We start from the raw sequence: 14,874 nt of genomic DNA, 5'->3' as shown, positions 1-14,874 counted from the left end.
CCCGTCCGGTGTCGTACGACGACGGCGCCGTCGTTCTGCAGCGGGTCAGGGCACCCGCCCGGCGGTCACCGCCGCGCCCACGCCGGCGCGTGCTCCGGCAGCGGCCCGAACGCCACCCCGCGTGCGTAGAGCCCGCGCACCGGCGGCACGTACCGCGCGAGGAGCACGGGCAGGAGCGGCGGACCGTCCGCGAGACGACCGGCGAACGCCCGCTCGAACACCACCCGGTGCAGCACCGACTGTGCCGCCTGGACGACGAGCATCGGCGGAGTCCGACGCCGCTGCACCCGCGCGAGCTCCCGGTCGAGGCCCGCTCCGGAACGACCCACCAGGAGCGCCGGAGCCAGCACGGTCGCCGTGGCCACGGCGTCCTGCACGGCGAGGTTGATGCCGACCCCGCCCGCCGGGGACATCGCGTGCGCCGCGTCGCCGATGCAGAGCAGGCCCGACCGCCACCAGCGCCGGAGCCGGTCCATCCGGACGTCGAGCACGTGCACCTCGTCCATCGAACCGATCGCCCCGACCCGGTCCGCGAAGTCCGGCCGCAGGCGAGCGACCCGGGCGCGGAACGCCTCGACGCCCTCGGCCCGCAGCCGCGCGTCCGACCCCTTCGCGGCGAAGTACGCGACCTGGTGGTACCCGGGCCGCGGGAACGAGAGCAGGACGTCCCCGTCCGAGAACGCCGGCACCAGGGCGGTCGCGGTGTCGCCGTCGAGCCGCGGGAGTCGGAACCACCACGTGTCGAACGGCACGGACGACGACACCGGTCGGAACCCTGCGGCCTCCCGGACCGTCGAGCCGCGGCCGTCGCACGCCACCACCACGTCCGCTCGCAGCTCGGTGCGCTCGCCGAGGCCGCTGCGCGGGGCGAGGTGCACGCCCGTGACCACCCCGTTCTCCACGATCACCCCGGTCGCGGCCGTCCCCATCGTGATCGTGAAGGTCGGCTCCGTGCGGGCAGCGGTGACGAGCAGGTCGAGGAGGTCCCACTGCGGCACCATGGCGACGTGGTCGTACGGCGGCGCGAGGCGCGAGAAGTCGCCGAGCAGCAGCCGGGAGCCGTCGGGCATCGGCAGGGAGAAGTCGTCGAGACGCGTCTGCGGGAGTGCCCGGAAGGCGTCGCCGAGGCCGAGCTCGTCGAGGAGCCGGATGGTCGAGGCGTGCACGGTGTCGCCGCGGAAGTCGCGGTTGAAGTCGTCGTGTCGTTCGACGACCTCGACGGCGATGCCCGCGCGCGCCAGCAGCAGGCCGAGGACGACGCCGGCCGGGCCGCCTCCCACCACCGCCACCGTGGTCCGCCGTGTGGTCACCATGGTGGGGACGGTACGCCCGTCCCGCGGGCGACGGCCTGGAGGCTCGGGGCGCGTCCAGGACGCAGCGCTCAGCCCGTCGGACGGTGCCGATCGGCGGCGGTGCGTCCGCGACGGACCGGGGGGACCGTCAGGCGGTGCCGACCGACGACGACGTCGTTCCGCGGTCGGCCGCCTGCGCGAAGACGACGCCGCCCCACGTGATGCACGCCACCGCGAGGACGAAGCCCACGGCCGCGATCCACCACGAGGTCCGGCGGCGCAGCCACGCCCCGATCGCGAGGACGACGGTCACGACGCCGATGACGAACGCCCCGCCGACCGCGATCGCGGTACCGCCGATGTACCCGCCGGGGGAGCAGCCCGCGGCAGCGTCGCAGGTCGCGGTGGCGGAGATCACCGCGATGATGCCGACGACCGCCGTGACGACGGTCATCACCGCGCCGAACGCGAGGAGCAGGATCGTCGACACGCGGTCCGCGACCCGTCCGGCCGGGAACAGCGTCGTACCGCCGCGCTCCCACGCCGCGGCACGCTGCTCGTCACCGGAAGAGGGGGAGGGCTGCCCGCCGGGCACGTTCGACCAGGTCATGGCACCAGTCCTACCGTGCCTCCACGCCGAACGCCTGGGCGAGCTTCTGGATCTTCTGCGCCCGGCCGAGGCGCGGCAGGTCCGACCCGTCGCGGATGACGCGGCCGCGGGCCTCGAAGTCGTCGAGGAAGTCCTGGGCCCACGCGACGTCGGTCGGTGTCGGCGAGATCACCTCGTTGATGACGGGGAGCTGCTCGGTGTCGAGGCAGAGCTTGCCGGTGAGCCCGAGCGACACCGCGATCTGCGACTGCTCGCGGAGGATGGCGTGCGCCGAGCCCACCGTGGGGCCGTCGATCGGCCCCGGCAGCCCGCCGACCCGCGAGGCCACGACGAGCCGCGACCGCGGGTACGCCATCGCGAGCGTGTCGGCGCTGGTCCCGGTGTCGCGCCGGTAGTCGCCCGACCCGAACGCCAGGCGGAACGCACCCTGGGCGCGCGCGATGGACGTCGCCTCCTCGATGCCGAGCGCCGACTCGACGAGTGCGATCACCGGGATCTGGCCGCCGAGCCGGTGCCACGTGTCGGTCACCTGCGCCGGGGACTCGGTCTTCGCGAGCATGACGCCCTGCAGCCCGGGCAGGCCCCGGAGCTCCTCGACGTCGTCGGCCCAGAAGTCGGTGGTGACGTCGTTGATCCGGACCCAGGCCTCGCCGCCCCCGGCCAGCCAGGCGGCCACGGTCGAGCGGGCGGCGGGCTTCGCGGCGGGGTCGACGGCGTCCTCGATGTCGAGGATGATCTGGTCGGCGCGGGATCGCTGCGCCCGGTCGAACCGGTCGGCGTGGTTGCCGGACACGAGGAGCCACGACCGTGAAATGTCCGGCGCGACCGCCCGTCGACGGGACGGGATCGGGGCGGGCGGAGCGGTTCGGTCGTCGATGGCCATGTCCACGTTGGTACCACACCGTGACCTCCAGGCCGCGTGTCACGGGCGACGAATCCGGAAACCTCCGGTTCATTGCAGGAGCACGGGTCCGGTTCCGCCTACAGTGTCCGATGTGTGGCGAGCGGACAGGGTGACCGACGGTGAGGACGACGTGAACGACGACGTCCCCGTCGAGGGTGCCGACGCGCGCCCCCGGAACGGACAGCAGGACCACGAGACGGGCACGACCGCGGCGCAGGCCCCGGTCGGGCAGCGCCCGTCCAGCGGAGCCGACCGTGGTCCGGACCCGGCCGACGAGACGGACCGCACCCTGCGGCCGGAGCAGCAGCTGACGAGTCCGCAGGCGATCAGCCTGGGCGATCCGCGCCTCCAGGCCGGCAACGCGGCGGAGCCCGCGTGGGACGCGTGGCGGAAGCAGCTCACGGGCGTCGGCGGCACGAGCCCGCTCACGCGGTTCTCCGACCACCCGCGTGCCCGCATCGAGCTCTCCACGACCCACCCGGGCGGCCTCGCGCAGTTCATCACCGGCAAGACGACGCTGCTGTCGAGCCTCATCCGTGACGACGTTGCGCTCCGTGCTGCCCGCATCGCCGCGGCGCACGTCGAGGCCAAGGGCACCGAGCTCGCGACGGTGCGCGGCATCGACGCGGTGAAGCTCGGCATCGGCATGGCCGACTGGAAGCACGGCGACGAGCACTTCCGCGGACCGGTGCTGCTGCGTCCGCTCGCGATCCGACGCCACGGCCGCGACTTCGAGGTGCGCCTGCTCGGCGAGCCCGTGCTCAACCCGGGCCTCGCCGATGCCCTGCACGAGCAGTACGGCGTGATCCTCGACGCGCAGTCGTTCGTCGCGCTCGCGCAGCAGGACGGCTCCTTCACCCCGAACCCCGTGATCGACCGGCTCCGCGGCCTCACCGCGCACATCCCCGGCTTCTCGGTGCACGCACGCCTCGTGGTGTCGACCTTCGCCGAGGTCGCGACCGGCATGGTCGAGGACACCGGCGACCTGTCGCACCCCGTGCTCGACGCCCTCGCCGGCAACCCGAGCGCCAAGTGGCAGGTCGAGCAGTCCTACCGTCCGGTCGAGCAGACGCCGTCCGACGAGCGCAGCCCCGAGACCGACACGCTGCTCCTCGACGCCGACGACGAGCAGGAGAACGTGATCGCGCAGATCACGGCCGGCAACTCGATCGTGGTGAAGACCCTGCCCGGCACGGGTGGCACGCAGACGATCGTGAACGCGCTCGGCGGCCTGGTCGCCGCGAACAAGCGCGTCCTCGTGGTGAGTCCCCGCCGCGCGACGCTCCGTGGCATCGCGGCCCGCTTCGGCGAGGTGCACCTGCCCGGGGTCGCGGTCACGCCGTCCACGCTCCGCCGCGACGTCGTCCGCGCGATCGCCCGCAACGAGAAGGCCAAGCGCCCGAACCTCCGCGAGGTCGACGACGCGCTCGTCCGGCTCCGGAAGGTGCTCATCGACTACCGCGGTGCCCTGACGCGCGTGGACCCGTCGTTCGGCGTCTCCGTGCTCGACTGCCTCGTCGAGCTCTCCCGGCTCTCGCTGCTGCCCGTCCCGCCGTCGACGACCGCACGGCTGTCGCAGTCGTCGGTCGCGTCCATGGTCGAGGGGCGCTCCCGTGTCGCCGAGACCATGGTCAGCGCGGCCAACCTCGGCGAGTTCCGCTACGGCCCGGACGACTCGCCCTGGTACGGCGCGAAGTTCTCCTCGAGCGACGGGGCGCAGCGGGCGCACAAGACCGCGAAGGACCTCGACGCCGACGGGCTGCCCACGCTGCTCCGCCGCGCGCACGACCTCGTCGCGACCACCCACATGCGGCAGTTCACGACGATCAACGAGCTCGGCATCTACCTGCGCCTGCTCACCGAGATCCGCGACACGCTCGACCGCTTCCTGCCCGTGGTCTTCGACCGGTCGGTGTCCGAGCTCGTCGCCGCGACCGCGCCGCGCGGGGAGGGCGCCCCGATGTCGTCGACGAACCGCCGTCGGCTGAAGAAGCTCGCCCGCGAGTACGTCCGCCCCGGCGTGCACGTGTCCGACCTCCACGAGGCGCTGACCCGCGTGCAGCAGCAGCGCGTGCTCTGGCAGCGGTACGTCGCCGCCGGCGTGAACCCCGAGGTGCCCACGGGCATCGCCGACGTCCAGGTGCTGTTCTCGAACGTCGTCGAGGACCTCGCGCGCCTCGACGAGCCGCTGGGCCGCACCGCACGCGAGGACCAGCTCGCGAACCTGCCCGTCGACCAGCTCGTGCCGACGATCGCCCGGCTCGCCGAGGACTCCGACGTCCTGCACAACCTGCAGGAGCGCACGGAGCTCATGCAGACCCTCCGCGACCTGGAGCTCGAGCCGCTCATCACCGATCTCGCGAACCGGCACGTCCCGGACACCCAGGTCCCCGCCGAGCTCGAGCTCGCGTGGTGGCAGTCCGCCCTCGAGTCGATGCTCGAGTCCGACCGGGCGCTCCTCGGCGCGAACACCGACATGCTCGACCGGGTCGAGGCCGACTTCCGGCTCGTCGACGACGCCCACGCGGCCGGGGTGTCCCAGGGCCTCGCGTGGCAGCTCGCCGAGAACTGGAAGGTCGGGCTCGTCGACTGGCCGGACGAGGCCACGGCGCTGAAGACGCAGCTCAAGGACGGGGCGATCACGTCACGTCTGCTGCAGGACTCGGCACCGCACCTGTCCCGGTCGATCGCGCCCGTGTGGCTCGCGAGCCCGTACGAGGTGTCCGAGATCGCGGACACGATGCCGTTCGACACCGTGATCCTCGTCGACGCCGGTGCCGTCACGATCGCCGAGACCGTCGGCGCCGTCCGCCGTGCGCGCCAGACCGTCGTGTTCGGTGACCCGGTCACGCAGACGCCGTCGCCGTTCCGCATCGCCGTCGACCCCGACCACCGCGCGCTGCAGGTCGACGAGGAGACCCTCGACGCCTTCCACGCCGACTCCGCGCTCGCGAAGCTGTCGACGCTGCTGCCGACGCTGTCGCTCACCCGCTCGTACCGGGCCGGCGGCGAGGACCTCGCCGAGCTCGTCAACCGACGCTTCTACGGCGGTCGCATCGAGTCGCTGCCGTGGGCCGGGTCGTTCCTCGGTCACGGGTCGATCGCGCTCGACTACGTCAGCGACGGCAAGGCCGTGCCGGACCCCGACTCCGGAGCGGTCGAGAGCGTCGACGCCGAGGTGGACCGCGTCGTGCGGCTCGTCATGGAGCACGCCCGGACCCGCCCGACCGAGTCGCTCATGGTCATCACGGCCTCCGCGAAGCACGCGGTCCGCGTCGAGCAGGCGGTGCTCACCGCGGCGCAGGGGCACAAGGACCTCACCGAGTTCGTCATCGGTGACCGCGCCGAGCCGTTCATCGTCGCCACCCTCGAACAGTCCGTCGCCCAGAGCCGCGACCGCGTGGTCTTCTCGATCGGCTACGGCCGCACGCCGCACGGCCGGGTCCTCCGCGACTTCGGTCCCCTCGGCAAGCCCGGCGGGGAGCGCCTGCTCGCGGTCGCGATGACCCGGGCACGCCGCTCGATGGTCATCGTCACGTGCTTCCAGCCGTCGGACATCGAGGCCGAGCGGATGGGCCACGGCACCGTCGCGCTCGCGGAGATCCTCGCCGAGGTCCGCGCCCGCACGAGCGCCGAGTACGTGCCGGACGACTCCGATCCACTGCTCGTCGACCTCGCCCGCCGACTCGAGATGCGCGGCATCCCGGTCGCGCTCGGGCACCGCGGCAAGCTCGGGCTCGTCGCGGCGCACGGCGGGGTCTGCGTCACGATCGAGACCGACGCGTCGCTCGTGAAGGGGTCGCTGCGCGAGTCGCTCCGGCTCCGCCCCGAGGTGCTCCGGCGGCTCGGGTGGCACTACGTGCGCGTGCACGCGTTCCAGCTGTTCTCCGACCCGGACCGCGTCGCGAACACCGTGGCCGCGGTGCTCGGCGTCGACCGCGGGGCGACCCAGGAGATCTCGATCCCCCCGATCCCGGCCCGCCGGTGAACACGTCAGATCTCGATCCCAGCGTGCTCCCGACGGGCCTCGCCCGCCGGTGAGCCCGTCCCGGCGCGCGTCCCGCGCCGCCGGTCCGGTGACGCCGGGGACGGACCAACTGGTGGGGTCGTGGACGCGAGCCGACGACGCGTCCGCAGCCGTTCCTCCAGTCCGCCCCGCGGCCGACGGCGTCCCTCCTGCGGATGACGTCGTGTCGCCTGCGGATGACACGACGGGTCGGCCGGGAGGCGCGCCCCGCCAGCGCAGGCGCGTCACCACCCGCCCGGTGCCGGGCTACGACCCGGCCGCGCCGCCGGAACCGGCCCGCCACCGCGAGGGCGAGAACGACGTCCGGCTCCGGGGGGACGTGCCTCCCCACTGGTAGCGGGTAGCCTGGCCTGCGATGACTGACACCGCGCGGCAGCGCCCCGACTGGCAGACCTGGCCGAACCTGATCTCGCTGGTCCGCCTGCTGCTCATCCCGGTGTTCGTGGGGCTCGTCGTCGCCGGTCACCCGGGGTGGGCGCTGGTCGTGCTCGTCGTGATCGGCGTCAGCGACTGGGCCGACGGCTTCATCGCGCGCCGCTTCGACCAGGGGTCCAAGCTCGGCAAGGCCATCGACCCCGTCGCCGACCGGCTCGCGATCATCGCCATCGTGCTCTCGCTCGTGCTGACCGGGCTGCTCCCGCTGTTCGTCGTCATCGTCGTCGTCGCGGTCGACCTGGTGCTCGCCGTGCTGTCGAGTGTGCTGTTCCACGGCAACCCCGACCTCGACGTCACCTGGACGGGCAAGATCCGCTCGGCACTGCTGTTCGTCGGCCTGCCGGTGCTGCTCTTCTCGGCCGTGCACACCGTGGACGAGAATGCGCCCTGGGTGCGGATCGTCGCCCTCGTGTTCGTGTACCTCGGCACCGCCGGGCACGTGCTCGCGGGCGCGCAGTACGCCGTCGCGATGGTCCGCAAGCGCCGCGCGGTGACTGTCGCGGCCTGAGTCGCTTCCTCGAGCGACGCTGGCGCCCCCTGACGGACAACGCGCCCCGGTGCACCGGGGCGCGTTGTCCGTCAGGGGGCGCGAACGCTAGAGCTTCGTCGAGCCGCCGATGCCCGGGCCCTCGGGAGCGTTCGACGGCGCCACGTGGGCACCGCCACCCGCCGGCAGCGCGGTGCCGTTCTGGGAGCGGAGCAGGTCGCGGATCTCGAGCAGCACCTCGACGTCGGTCGGCGGGACGTCCTGCGGTGTCTGCTCCTGGTTCTTCTGCACGCGCTCGAACGCCACCTTCTTGAGGTGGTTCACCGGCAGCACGAGCGCGAAGTACACGACCGCGGCGACGATGACGAAGTTGAGCGCAGCGCCGATCACCGCGCCGAAGTACATGGTCGCGTGACCGTTCGACACCGTCGGGATGACGACCGGCAGCGCCTTGTCGAGGCTCTTCGCGTTGAACACCGCCCCGATCGCAGGGTTGATGACGGCGTTCACGATCGCCGTCACGATCGCGGTGAACGCCGCACCGATGACGACGGCGACGGCCAGGTCGATGACGTTGCCGCGGAGCAGGAACTCCTTGAAGCCCTTCACGCGGGCCTCCTTCCGGTCGAGGAGCCCCCACCGTACCGAGGCGCCCGCCCGCAGGTCAGGAGGCGCTGGGCGCGGCCGGCTTCTTCGACTCGGTCTTCTTCGGCTCCGACTTGGCGGGAGCGCCCGACGACGAGCCGCTGCCCGACGACGAGCCGATGCCCGACGACGAGCCGCCGTCCGACGACGCACCGCCGCCGGCCGGCTTCGCCCGCGAGTCCGTCCGGTAGAACCCGCCCCCGTTGAACGTCACACCCACGGGCGAGAACACCTTCCGCAGCGCACCGCCGCAGACCGGGCACTCGGTCAGGGTGGCGTCCGAGAAGGACTGCTTGACGTCGAAGGCGTTGTCGCACTCGGTGCACCGGTACGAGTAGGTGGGCACGCTAGCTCCGGAAGGTGATGATGCGCGACGGCGTGATGATGCCGTCGACGGGTTCGTCGTGGGCCTCGCGCGGGACCTCGTCGAGGTACTCCGCGTCGAAGATCACAGCATAGACGGGTGGACGGTTCGCCATGGACCCGAGGGTCTTGTCGTAGTACCCGCGGCCCCAGCCCATGCGGACCCCGTCGTGCCCGACCGCGGCGGCCGGGGTGAGGATCGCGTCGACGTCCCCGAGGGCGAGCGGGGAGAGGACCTCGCCGACCACCTCGGGCATCCCGAAGAGTCCCTCGTGCTCGGACACGCCGTCGCCGACCGCCCAGTCGAGCAGACCGTCCTCGCGGGTGATCGGCAGCAGGACACGGATGCCGCGCGCGTGCGCCCAGTCGAGGAACGGCCGGACGTCGGGTTCGTCCGGCGCGGAGAGGTACAGCGCGAGCGATTCGACCTGGCGCTCCTCGACGAACCGCTGCAGGGTCTCGGTCAGCGCAGCCGCGTCCGCGTCGCGTTCGGTGGTGGTCCTGGTGCGTCGCCGCTGCCGGAGCTCGGCCCGCAACGCACGCTTCTCGACACCTCGGTCGGGGATCATGCCCGGGAGTCTACCGAGACCGCTCTTGCGGCTTCCCGCCGCGGCCCGCGCGAAGCCGTGTCCTCCACATCGACGACATGTGCCCTCCAGGAGGGGTCCGGTACGTTCACAGGCATGGGCTTCCAGATTTCGAAAGCCGTGATCCCCGCCGCCGGCCTGGGCACGCGCTTCCTCCCCGCCACCAAGGCGATGCCGAAGGAGATGCTCCCGGTCGTCGACAAGCCGGCCATCCAGTACGTGGTGGAGGAGGCGGTCGACGCCGGGCTCACCGACGTCCTGATGATCACGGGCCGCAACAAGAACGCGCTCGAGAACCACTTCGACCACGTCGCCGAGCTCGAGGAGACCCTGAAGAAGAAGGGCGACCACGAGAAGCTGCAGAAGGTCAACCAGTCGACGGACCTCGCGGACATGCACTACGTCCGCCAGGGTGACCCGCTCGGCCTCGGCCACGCGGTGCTCCGCGCGAAGATGCACGTCGGCCGGGAGCCCTTCGCGGTCCTCCTCGGCGACGACATCATCGACGCCCGCGACCCGCTGCTCAAGCGCATGATCGAGGTCCAGGGCCAGAAGAACGCCACGATCGTCGCGCTCCTCGAGGTCCCCGAGTCGCAGACCCACATGTACGGCATCGCGACGGTCGAGCCGACCGACACCGACGACGTCGTGAAGATCACCGGCCTGGTCGAGAAGCCCCCGCAGGGCGAAGCCCCCTCGAACCTCGCCATCATCGGCCGCTACGTCATCCGCCCCGAGGTCTTCGACGTCCTCGAGAAGCAGGAGCCGGGCAAGGGCGGCGAGATCCAGCTCACCGACGCCCTCATGAAGATGGCCGGCGCCGAGGAATGGACAGGCGGCGTGTACGGCGTCGTGTTCCGTGGACGTCGGTACGACACCGGTGACAAACTCGACTACATCAAGGCGATCGTGCAGCTCGCCTCGGACCGCGACGACCTCGGGCCGGACCTCAAGTCCTGGCTCAAGGAGTTCAACGCGGGCGAATAGCCGACCCGTCGCCGAACGGGTCCGGGGGGTTCCCCGGGCCCGTTCGGCGCATCCGGAGGAACCACAGCGATGACGACGATCCCGACCCTGTCCCACGGGCGGGTCACCATCCGGCCGCTCCGGCTCCGTGACACCCGTGACCTCGACGTCGCGCTCGCGTCGAACCGCGGCTGGCTCCGGACCTGGGAGGCCACGAACCCCTCCGGCCACGTCTCGACCGACGTCCGCGGCAGCATCCGCGCGCTGCAGGCCAACGCCCGTGCGGGGCTCGGGCTCCCGTTCGCGATGGAGCTCGACGGCCGGTTCGTCGGTCAGCTCAACGTCTCGGGCATCACCTACGGGTCGCTCGCGAGTGCCTCCATCGGCTACTGGGTCGTCGAGGACGCCGCCGGGCACAACGTGACCCCGATCTCGGTCGCCCTGGCGGTCGACCACTGCTTCCGGTCGGTCGGCGTCCACCGCATCGAGATCTGCATCCGTCCGGAGAACGCACCGAGCCTCAGGGTCGTCGAGAAGCTCGGGTTCCGGTACGAGGGGCTCCGCCGCCGGTACATCCACATCAACGGGGACTGGCGCGACCACTTCTGCTTCGCCCTCGTCGCCGAGGAGGTCCGCGAGGGCGTCCTCGAGCGCTGGGTCCAGGGTCGGGTGCCGCCGGGCGTCGGCAGCGTGCCGCTGTCCGCCCGTGACGAGGCGGCGTTGCCGATCCCCACCACGCCCCGTCTCTGACGCGTCCGTCGCGCCGGCTCGCGCCGCGCCGTGCGGCTCAGTACCGGCCTGGAGGCACGGCTGGGCCCCGGCGGATTCCGTCACGACACGCGCAACACGCGTCCGGCAATCACGGATCGTGCGTTCCCGCGCCCCTACCGTTGGCGCATGGCAGGTATCGGCTCCTGGGGCGGCGGCATCGTGCTGCTCCTGGCAGCCGTCCTCTGGATCGTCTACCTCGTGCCGTCCTGGGCCGCGCGGCGTCAGTACCTCGCGACCGAGCGGAACGCGATCCGGCTCCAGCAGACCCTCCGGATCCTCGCGCAGACGGCCGAGCTGCCCGAAGAGGTCCGCGTCGAGATGAACGCGAAGTCCCTCGCCGAGGCGCAGCGCGTCGCCCGCTCCGAGGAGGCCAAGCGCACTGCGATCGTCCGGGCGCACGAAGCCGCCCGCCAGCGGGAGATCACCCGTCGGCTCGCGGAGCAGGCGCCCGTGCTCGAGCGCGCCTCGAACGTCCCGGCCCTGACGGCCATGCGGATGCGTCGCTCCCGGCTCGGTGCGACCCTGTTCGGCACGATCGGTCTCGTCGTCGCCGTCGTGGTCCTCGTCACGGCACCCGGGCTCTGGCTGATCGCGGTCGCCGGGCTCGTGGCCGCCGGCGGCTCCGTCGCGGTCCTCGCCCAGCTGCACCAGGTCGCGCAGGCGCGGAAGGCGCGTGCCGCAGCCGCCGCGTCGGACGCGACCCGTGCCTCCCGGCCGACCACCGCGTGGACGGACCCGGCGCCGCCCCTGTCGACGGAAGCACCCGCCGAACCCGCGCGCGACAGGAGCTGGACCCCGAACCGCGTGCCGAAGCCGCTGTACGTCGAGCGGCCCGTCGCGCCGAAGGCCGCGCCGGAGTCCTCCGCCGAATTGGCTGCGCGCCTCAAGGAGCGCGTCGCCGAGGCGAAGGCCGAAGCGGACGCCGAGGCCGCGGCGATCCGTGCGGGTGCTGCCGACCCGACGCTCGCGACCGTCTCGCCCCTGCGTCCCGACGTCGAGGAGGCGGCCGCGTCGCTGTCCTCGCACGACCAGGGTCGGCTCGCCGAACGGCTCGGCCTCCGCGCCCCCGCATCCGCGAGGACGGAGACGGAGCCGGAGTCGGCTTCGGTTTCGGTTTCGGCCGAACCCGCCGCGGCAGCACCGGTCGAGTCCGCACCTCCGAGCCGGTGGGCCGGCATGGGCGTCATCGACGAGGACGTCTACCAGCAGGCCGACCTCGACGCGATCATGCGTCGACGCCGCGCGGTCTGACCGACCCTGCGGCGCGCCCGGAGACGGGTCGTCGATTTCTGTTCACGCGGCCCGTGGTGCTAGGGTTGTCGAGTCCTCGGGGCTATGGCGCAGTTGGTAGCGCGTCTCGTTCGCAATGAGAAGGTCAGGGGTTCGAATCCCCTTAGCTCCACCAGGTACACGAAGGGCCACCCGATCGGGTGGCCCTTCGTCGTTGCGTGGAGTTCTCCACGGCAGTGCTGGGGCTGTCCGTCGGGGGCGTCGCCTACCCTGGGGAGGTCATGACTGCCTCGTACACACGCCGCGCCCTGTTCTCGCTCGCCGGTGTCGCCGGTGTGGGTCTCGCGGTCGCCGCGTGCTCGTCCGACGGCGGGAAGACCTCGGCGACCCAGCAGCCCGGAGCGGCGGGATCCGGATCGACGGCCGGTCCGTCCGCCGCGAAGCCGGCCGCCTCGAAGCTCGAGCCCGCGCAGGTGCCGCTCGCGGGCGGCGTCACCGTCACCGTCCACGGGACCGGACTCGACGTCGTCAAGGGCGTCACGGTCGCCGGCATCGCCGCCCGCGACGTCGAGGCGACCGCGACGAAGGTCACCTTCACGGCCCCGCACCAGGCGATGTACACCGCGGGGGACGCAGACGTCGCACTCTTCACCGAGGCGATCGAGCCGTCGCCGTCGGCGAACCAGTCCTCCGACGGCAACGGCAGCAGCGCGAACGACGGCCAGTCCGGTGCGACGCAGGGCACCGCGACCGCGTCCCCGACAGCCACCGCAGCTCCGACCCCCGACACCTCCGCTGCGGTCGCGACGACCTCGCTGGCGTACGCGGCACTGACAGCGACCGACCGGCAGCTCGCGTACGCGATGCGGTACTGGAAGGACTACAACCTCGCCGAGTACGGGACGATGAACCCGATCGGCGGGGACTGCGCGAACTACGTCAGCCAGACCCTGATCGCCCGCGGGTGGGAGCAGCGCGACGACTGGTACAACCGCGACGCCGGCGCAGCACACTCGCCCACGTGGACGTACTGCCCGGCGATGGACCCGTGGCTGAGCGAGCACGCGGCCGAGTTCGGGCTGACGAAGCGGTCGATCGACGAGCGGGACAAGGTCAAGGTCGGCGACATCGTGTTCTTCGACTGGAACGACAACGCCTCGCCCGACCACACCACGATCGTGTCCGAGGTCTTCACCGAGCCGGACGGCACCGTGCGGATCAAGTCGGCGAGCCACAACCAGGACGGCCCCTACCGCGACCTCGACGAGATGATCACGGTGCAGCACCCCGGCGGCAAGGCCTGGTTCCACACGTTCGACGCGTAGCGCGGGCGCGGCCCGGCATCGCGCGCCCGCCGGGCTGCGCCCGCGCCTACGGGTACCCGAGGAACCACAGGAGCACGACCGCCACGGGCTGCAGGCCCATCCCGACCACGAGCCACGTCACCGCCCGCCCCCGGGTGCCGACGAACACGTCCGACCCGAGCAGCGGCGCCGTCGGCATGAGCAACCGGGGCAGCGACTGCTGCGGCAGGAACACCGCGACGAGGTAGAGCACGTACGCGGCCGTGAACGACCACACGTCGGTGCCCACCGCCCGGACGTCCCGCCGGCACCAGAACCACACGGCCGCTGCCAGCACGACGACCACGAGGACGATCCCCGCCGGCCCGAGCCACGTCCCCGCCATCGTGAACCACGGCGTGAGCGGCACGAAGTGCTGTCGCCCGACGAACCCGACCCACCACGACAGCTCGGTGTCGAGGTACGCATCCGGCCGCCCGGTCACCGCGGAGGCGATCACCGGCCACGCGAGCCCCGCGGCCGCGACGAGCAGCCCGGTGACCACGACGGCCACGCGCTCTCGCCACCGGAACGCCGAGCGGTCCTGCACCCACCGCACGACGAGGTGCACCGCGAGGGCCACGGCCAGCGCGAGCACGCCCGGCTTCGTGAACGCAGCGACGACCCCGAGCGGCGCGATCCACCAGTACCGCCGGCGGACGAGCGCGAGGAGCGCGGCGAACAGCAGCAGCAGGAACAGGCTCTCGGCGTAGGCGACCTGCAGCAGGAACCCGGTCGGCCCGAAGGCGAAGAGCGCGGTCGCCCAGCGCGCCGCACGGTCGTCGCGCACCGCCCGCACGAGTCGGTACAGCACGACGCAGGCCCCGGCACCGGCCAGGGTCGCGACGAGCACACCGGCGACCCAGAACGACCCGCCCACGACGGGCATCACCGTCCGCGCGAGCCACGGGAACACCGGCAGGAACGCCCACGCGTTCGGCAGCACGTGCCCGGCGTCGTCGACCGGGATGGTCGTCGGGTAGCCCCGCTCGGCGATGATCCGGTAGAACGACGCGTCCCACGACCCGGAGAACGTGAAGAACGACGGGTCGCGTCGGTACGACGCGAACGGCCAGCCGCTCGCGGTCGCCACCGCGTAGAGCGTGCCGAGCAGCAGCGTGCTGAACGCCCGAGACGCCAGCCACAGGACCAGGGGAGCGGACCACCCGCTGTGGCGCGCCTCCAGGGCGGAACCCAGCCGGGAGGCGCGGGTC

Annotated in this window: 12 protein-coding genes, 1 tRNA gene and 1 pseudogene; 7 read left to right on the top strand and 7 right to left on the bottom strand. The window is 72.4% G+C overall.

The features are described 5' to 3' along the window. Positions 1 to 65: 65 nt before the first annotated feature. The 3 genes and pseudogenes from ACSW7Y_RS10490 to ACSW7Y_RS10480 form a co-directional block, all read right to left on the bottom strand. Positions 66 to 1,313 (bottom strand): FAD-dependent oxidoreductase, encoded by a 1,248-nt coding sequence (locus ACSW7Y_RS10490; protein WP_438126228.1) that lies wholly within the window; start codon positions 1,311 to 1,313, stop codon positions 66 to 68. 127 nt (positions 1,314 to 1,440) lie between these two features. Then, positions 1,441 to 1,908 (bottom strand): annotated as a pseudogene (locus ACSW7Y_RS10485) (DUF6264 family protein); the annotation flags it as partial. 4 nt (positions 1,909 to 1,912) lie between these two features. After that, complete coding sequence (locus tag ACSW7Y_RS10480) at positions 1,913 to 2,785, bottom strand: HpcH/HpaI aldolase/citrate lyase family protein (protein ID WP_438126227.1); 873 nt, start codon at positions 2,783 to 2,785, stop codon at positions 1,913 to 1,915. Between the two features lie 310 nt (positions 2,786 to 3,095). Between ACSW7Y_RS10480 and ACSW7Y_RS10475 the strand changes: the two genes are divergently transcribed. Together ACSW7Y_RS10475 and ACSW7Y_RS10470 are read left to right on the top strand one after the other, a co-directional pair. Next, a complete protein-coding gene (locus tag ACSW7Y_RS10475; protein WP_438126229.1) occupies positions 3,096 to 6,794 on the top strand; it encodes an AAA family ATPase in 3,699 nt (1,232 codons plus the stop codon). Between the two features lie 394 nt (positions 6,795 to 7,188). Continuing rightward, a complete protein-coding gene (locus ACSW7Y_RS10470) occupies positions 7,189 to 7,776 on the top strand; it encodes a CDP-alcohol phosphatidyltransferase family protein (protein ID WP_438126226.1) in 588 nt (195 codons plus the stop codon). A gap of 87 nt (positions 7,777 to 7,863) precedes the next feature. Here the strand turns inward: ACSW7Y_RS10470 and mscL are convergent, their stop codons facing one another. Genes mscL through ACSW7Y_RS10455 form a run of 3 tightly spaced genes read right to left on the bottom strand, consistent with a single transcriptional unit; the run spans position 7,864 to position 9,332 of the window. Next, positions 7,864 to 8,364: a large conductance mechanosensitive channel protein MscL gene (gene mscL / locus ACSW7Y_RS10465; protein ID WP_438126225.1), complete on the bottom strand. Its 501-nt coding sequence runs from the start codon at positions 8,362 to 8,364 to the stop codon at positions 7,864 to 7,866. A 55-nt stretch (positions 8,365 to 8,419) separates the two neighbouring features. After that, on the bottom strand, positions 8,420 to 8,746 hold the full coding sequence (locus ACSW7Y_RS10460) for an FmdB family zinc ribbon protein (protein ID WP_438126224.1): 327 nt from the start codon (positions 8,744 to 8,746) through the stop codon (positions 8,420 to 8,422). A gap of 1 nt (position 8,747) precedes the next feature. Next, entirely contained in the window at positions 8,748 to 9,332 is a 585-nt protein-coding gene (locus ACSW7Y_RS10455) for a 5-formyltetrahydrofolate cyclo-ligase (RefSeq protein ID WP_438126223.1), read from the bottom strand. A 114-nt stretch (positions 9,333 to 9,446) separates the two neighbouring features. Between ACSW7Y_RS10455 and galU the strand changes: the two genes are divergently transcribed. From galU to ACSW7Y_RS10430, 5 genes are all read left to right on the top strand, one after another. Then, a complete protein-coding gene (gene galU / locus ACSW7Y_RS10450) occupies positions 9,447 to 10,337 on the top strand; it encodes a UTP--glucose-1-phosphate uridylyltransferase GalU (protein ID WP_031273395.1) in 891 nt (296 codons plus the stop codon). 69 nt (positions 10,338 to 10,406) lie between these two features. Continuing rightward, complete coding sequence (locus tag ACSW7Y_RS10445; RefSeq protein ID WP_438126222.1) at positions 10,407 to 11,066, top strand: GNAT family N-acetyltransferase; 660 nt, start codon at positions 10,407 to 10,409, stop codon at positions 11,064 to 11,066. Positions 11,067 to 11,213: 147 nt separating this feature from the next. Next, positions 11,214 to 12,338: a hypothetical protein gene (locus ACSW7Y_RS10440; protein ID WP_438126221.1), complete on the top strand. Its 1,125-nt coding sequence runs from the start codon at positions 11,214 to 11,216 to the stop codon at positions 12,336 to 12,338. Between the two features lie 78 nt (positions 12,339 to 12,416). Then, positions 12,417 to 12,492 (top strand) — tRNA-Ala (locus ACSW7Y_RS10435). 106 nt (positions 12,493 to 12,598) lie between these two features. Continuing rightward, positions 12,599 to 13,642 (top strand): amidase domain-containing protein, encoded by a 1,044-nt coding sequence (locus ACSW7Y_RS10430; RefSeq protein ID WP_438126220.1) that lies wholly within the window; start codon positions 12,599 to 12,601, stop codon positions 13,640 to 13,642. Positions 13,643 to 13,688: 46 nt separating this feature from the next. Here ACSW7Y_RS10430 and ACSW7Y_RS10425 read toward each other — a convergent pair. After that, on the bottom strand, positions 13,689 to 14,874 hold a 1,186-nt coding region (locus ACSW7Y_RS10425; RefSeq protein WP_438126219.1), incomplete at its 5' end, for a hypothetical protein.

It is taken from the genome of Curtobacterium flaccumfaciens, assembly GCF_051548005.1.
In the GTDB taxonomy this organism is placed as follows: domain Bacteria; phylum Actinomycetota; class Actinomycetes; order Actinomycetales; family Microbacteriaceae; genus Curtobacterium.
Note: the sequence above shows the minus strand (reverse complement) of the source record. Positions and strands in the feature narration are given on the sequence as shown.

Coding starts and splice junctions, on each gene's coding strand:
- ACSW7Y_RS10470 (WP_438126226.1), top strand. CDS start 7,189: ATGACTGACACCGCGCGGCAGCGCCCCGACTGGCAGACCTGGCCGAAC.
- galU (WP_031273395.1), top strand. CDS start 9,447: ATGGGCTTCCAGATTTCGAAAGCCGTGATCCCCGCCGCCGGCCTGGGC.
- ACSW7Y_RS10490 (WP_438126228.1), bottom strand. CDS start 1,313: ATGGTGACCACACGGCGGACCACGGTGGCGGTGGTGGGAGGCGGCCCG.
- ACSW7Y_RS10430 (WP_438126220.1), top strand. CDS start 12,599: ATGACTGCCTCGTACACACGCCGCGCCCTGTTCTCGCTCGCCGGTGTC.
- ACSW7Y_RS10445 (WP_438126222.1), top strand. CDS start 10,407: ATGACGACGATCCCGACCCTGTCCCACGGGCGGGTCACCATCCGGCCG.
- ACSW7Y_RS10480 (WP_438126227.1), bottom strand. CDS start 2,785: ATGGCCATCGACGACCGAACCGCTCCGCCCGCCCCGATCCCGTCCCGT.
- ACSW7Y_RS10455 (WP_438126223.1), bottom strand. CDS start 9,332: ATGATCCCCGACCGAGGTGTCGAGAAGCGTGCGTTGCGGGCCGAGCTC.
- ACSW7Y_RS10440 (WP_438126221.1), top strand. CDS start 11,214: ATGGCAGGTATCGGCTCCTGGGGCGGCGGCATCGTGCTGCTCCTGGCA.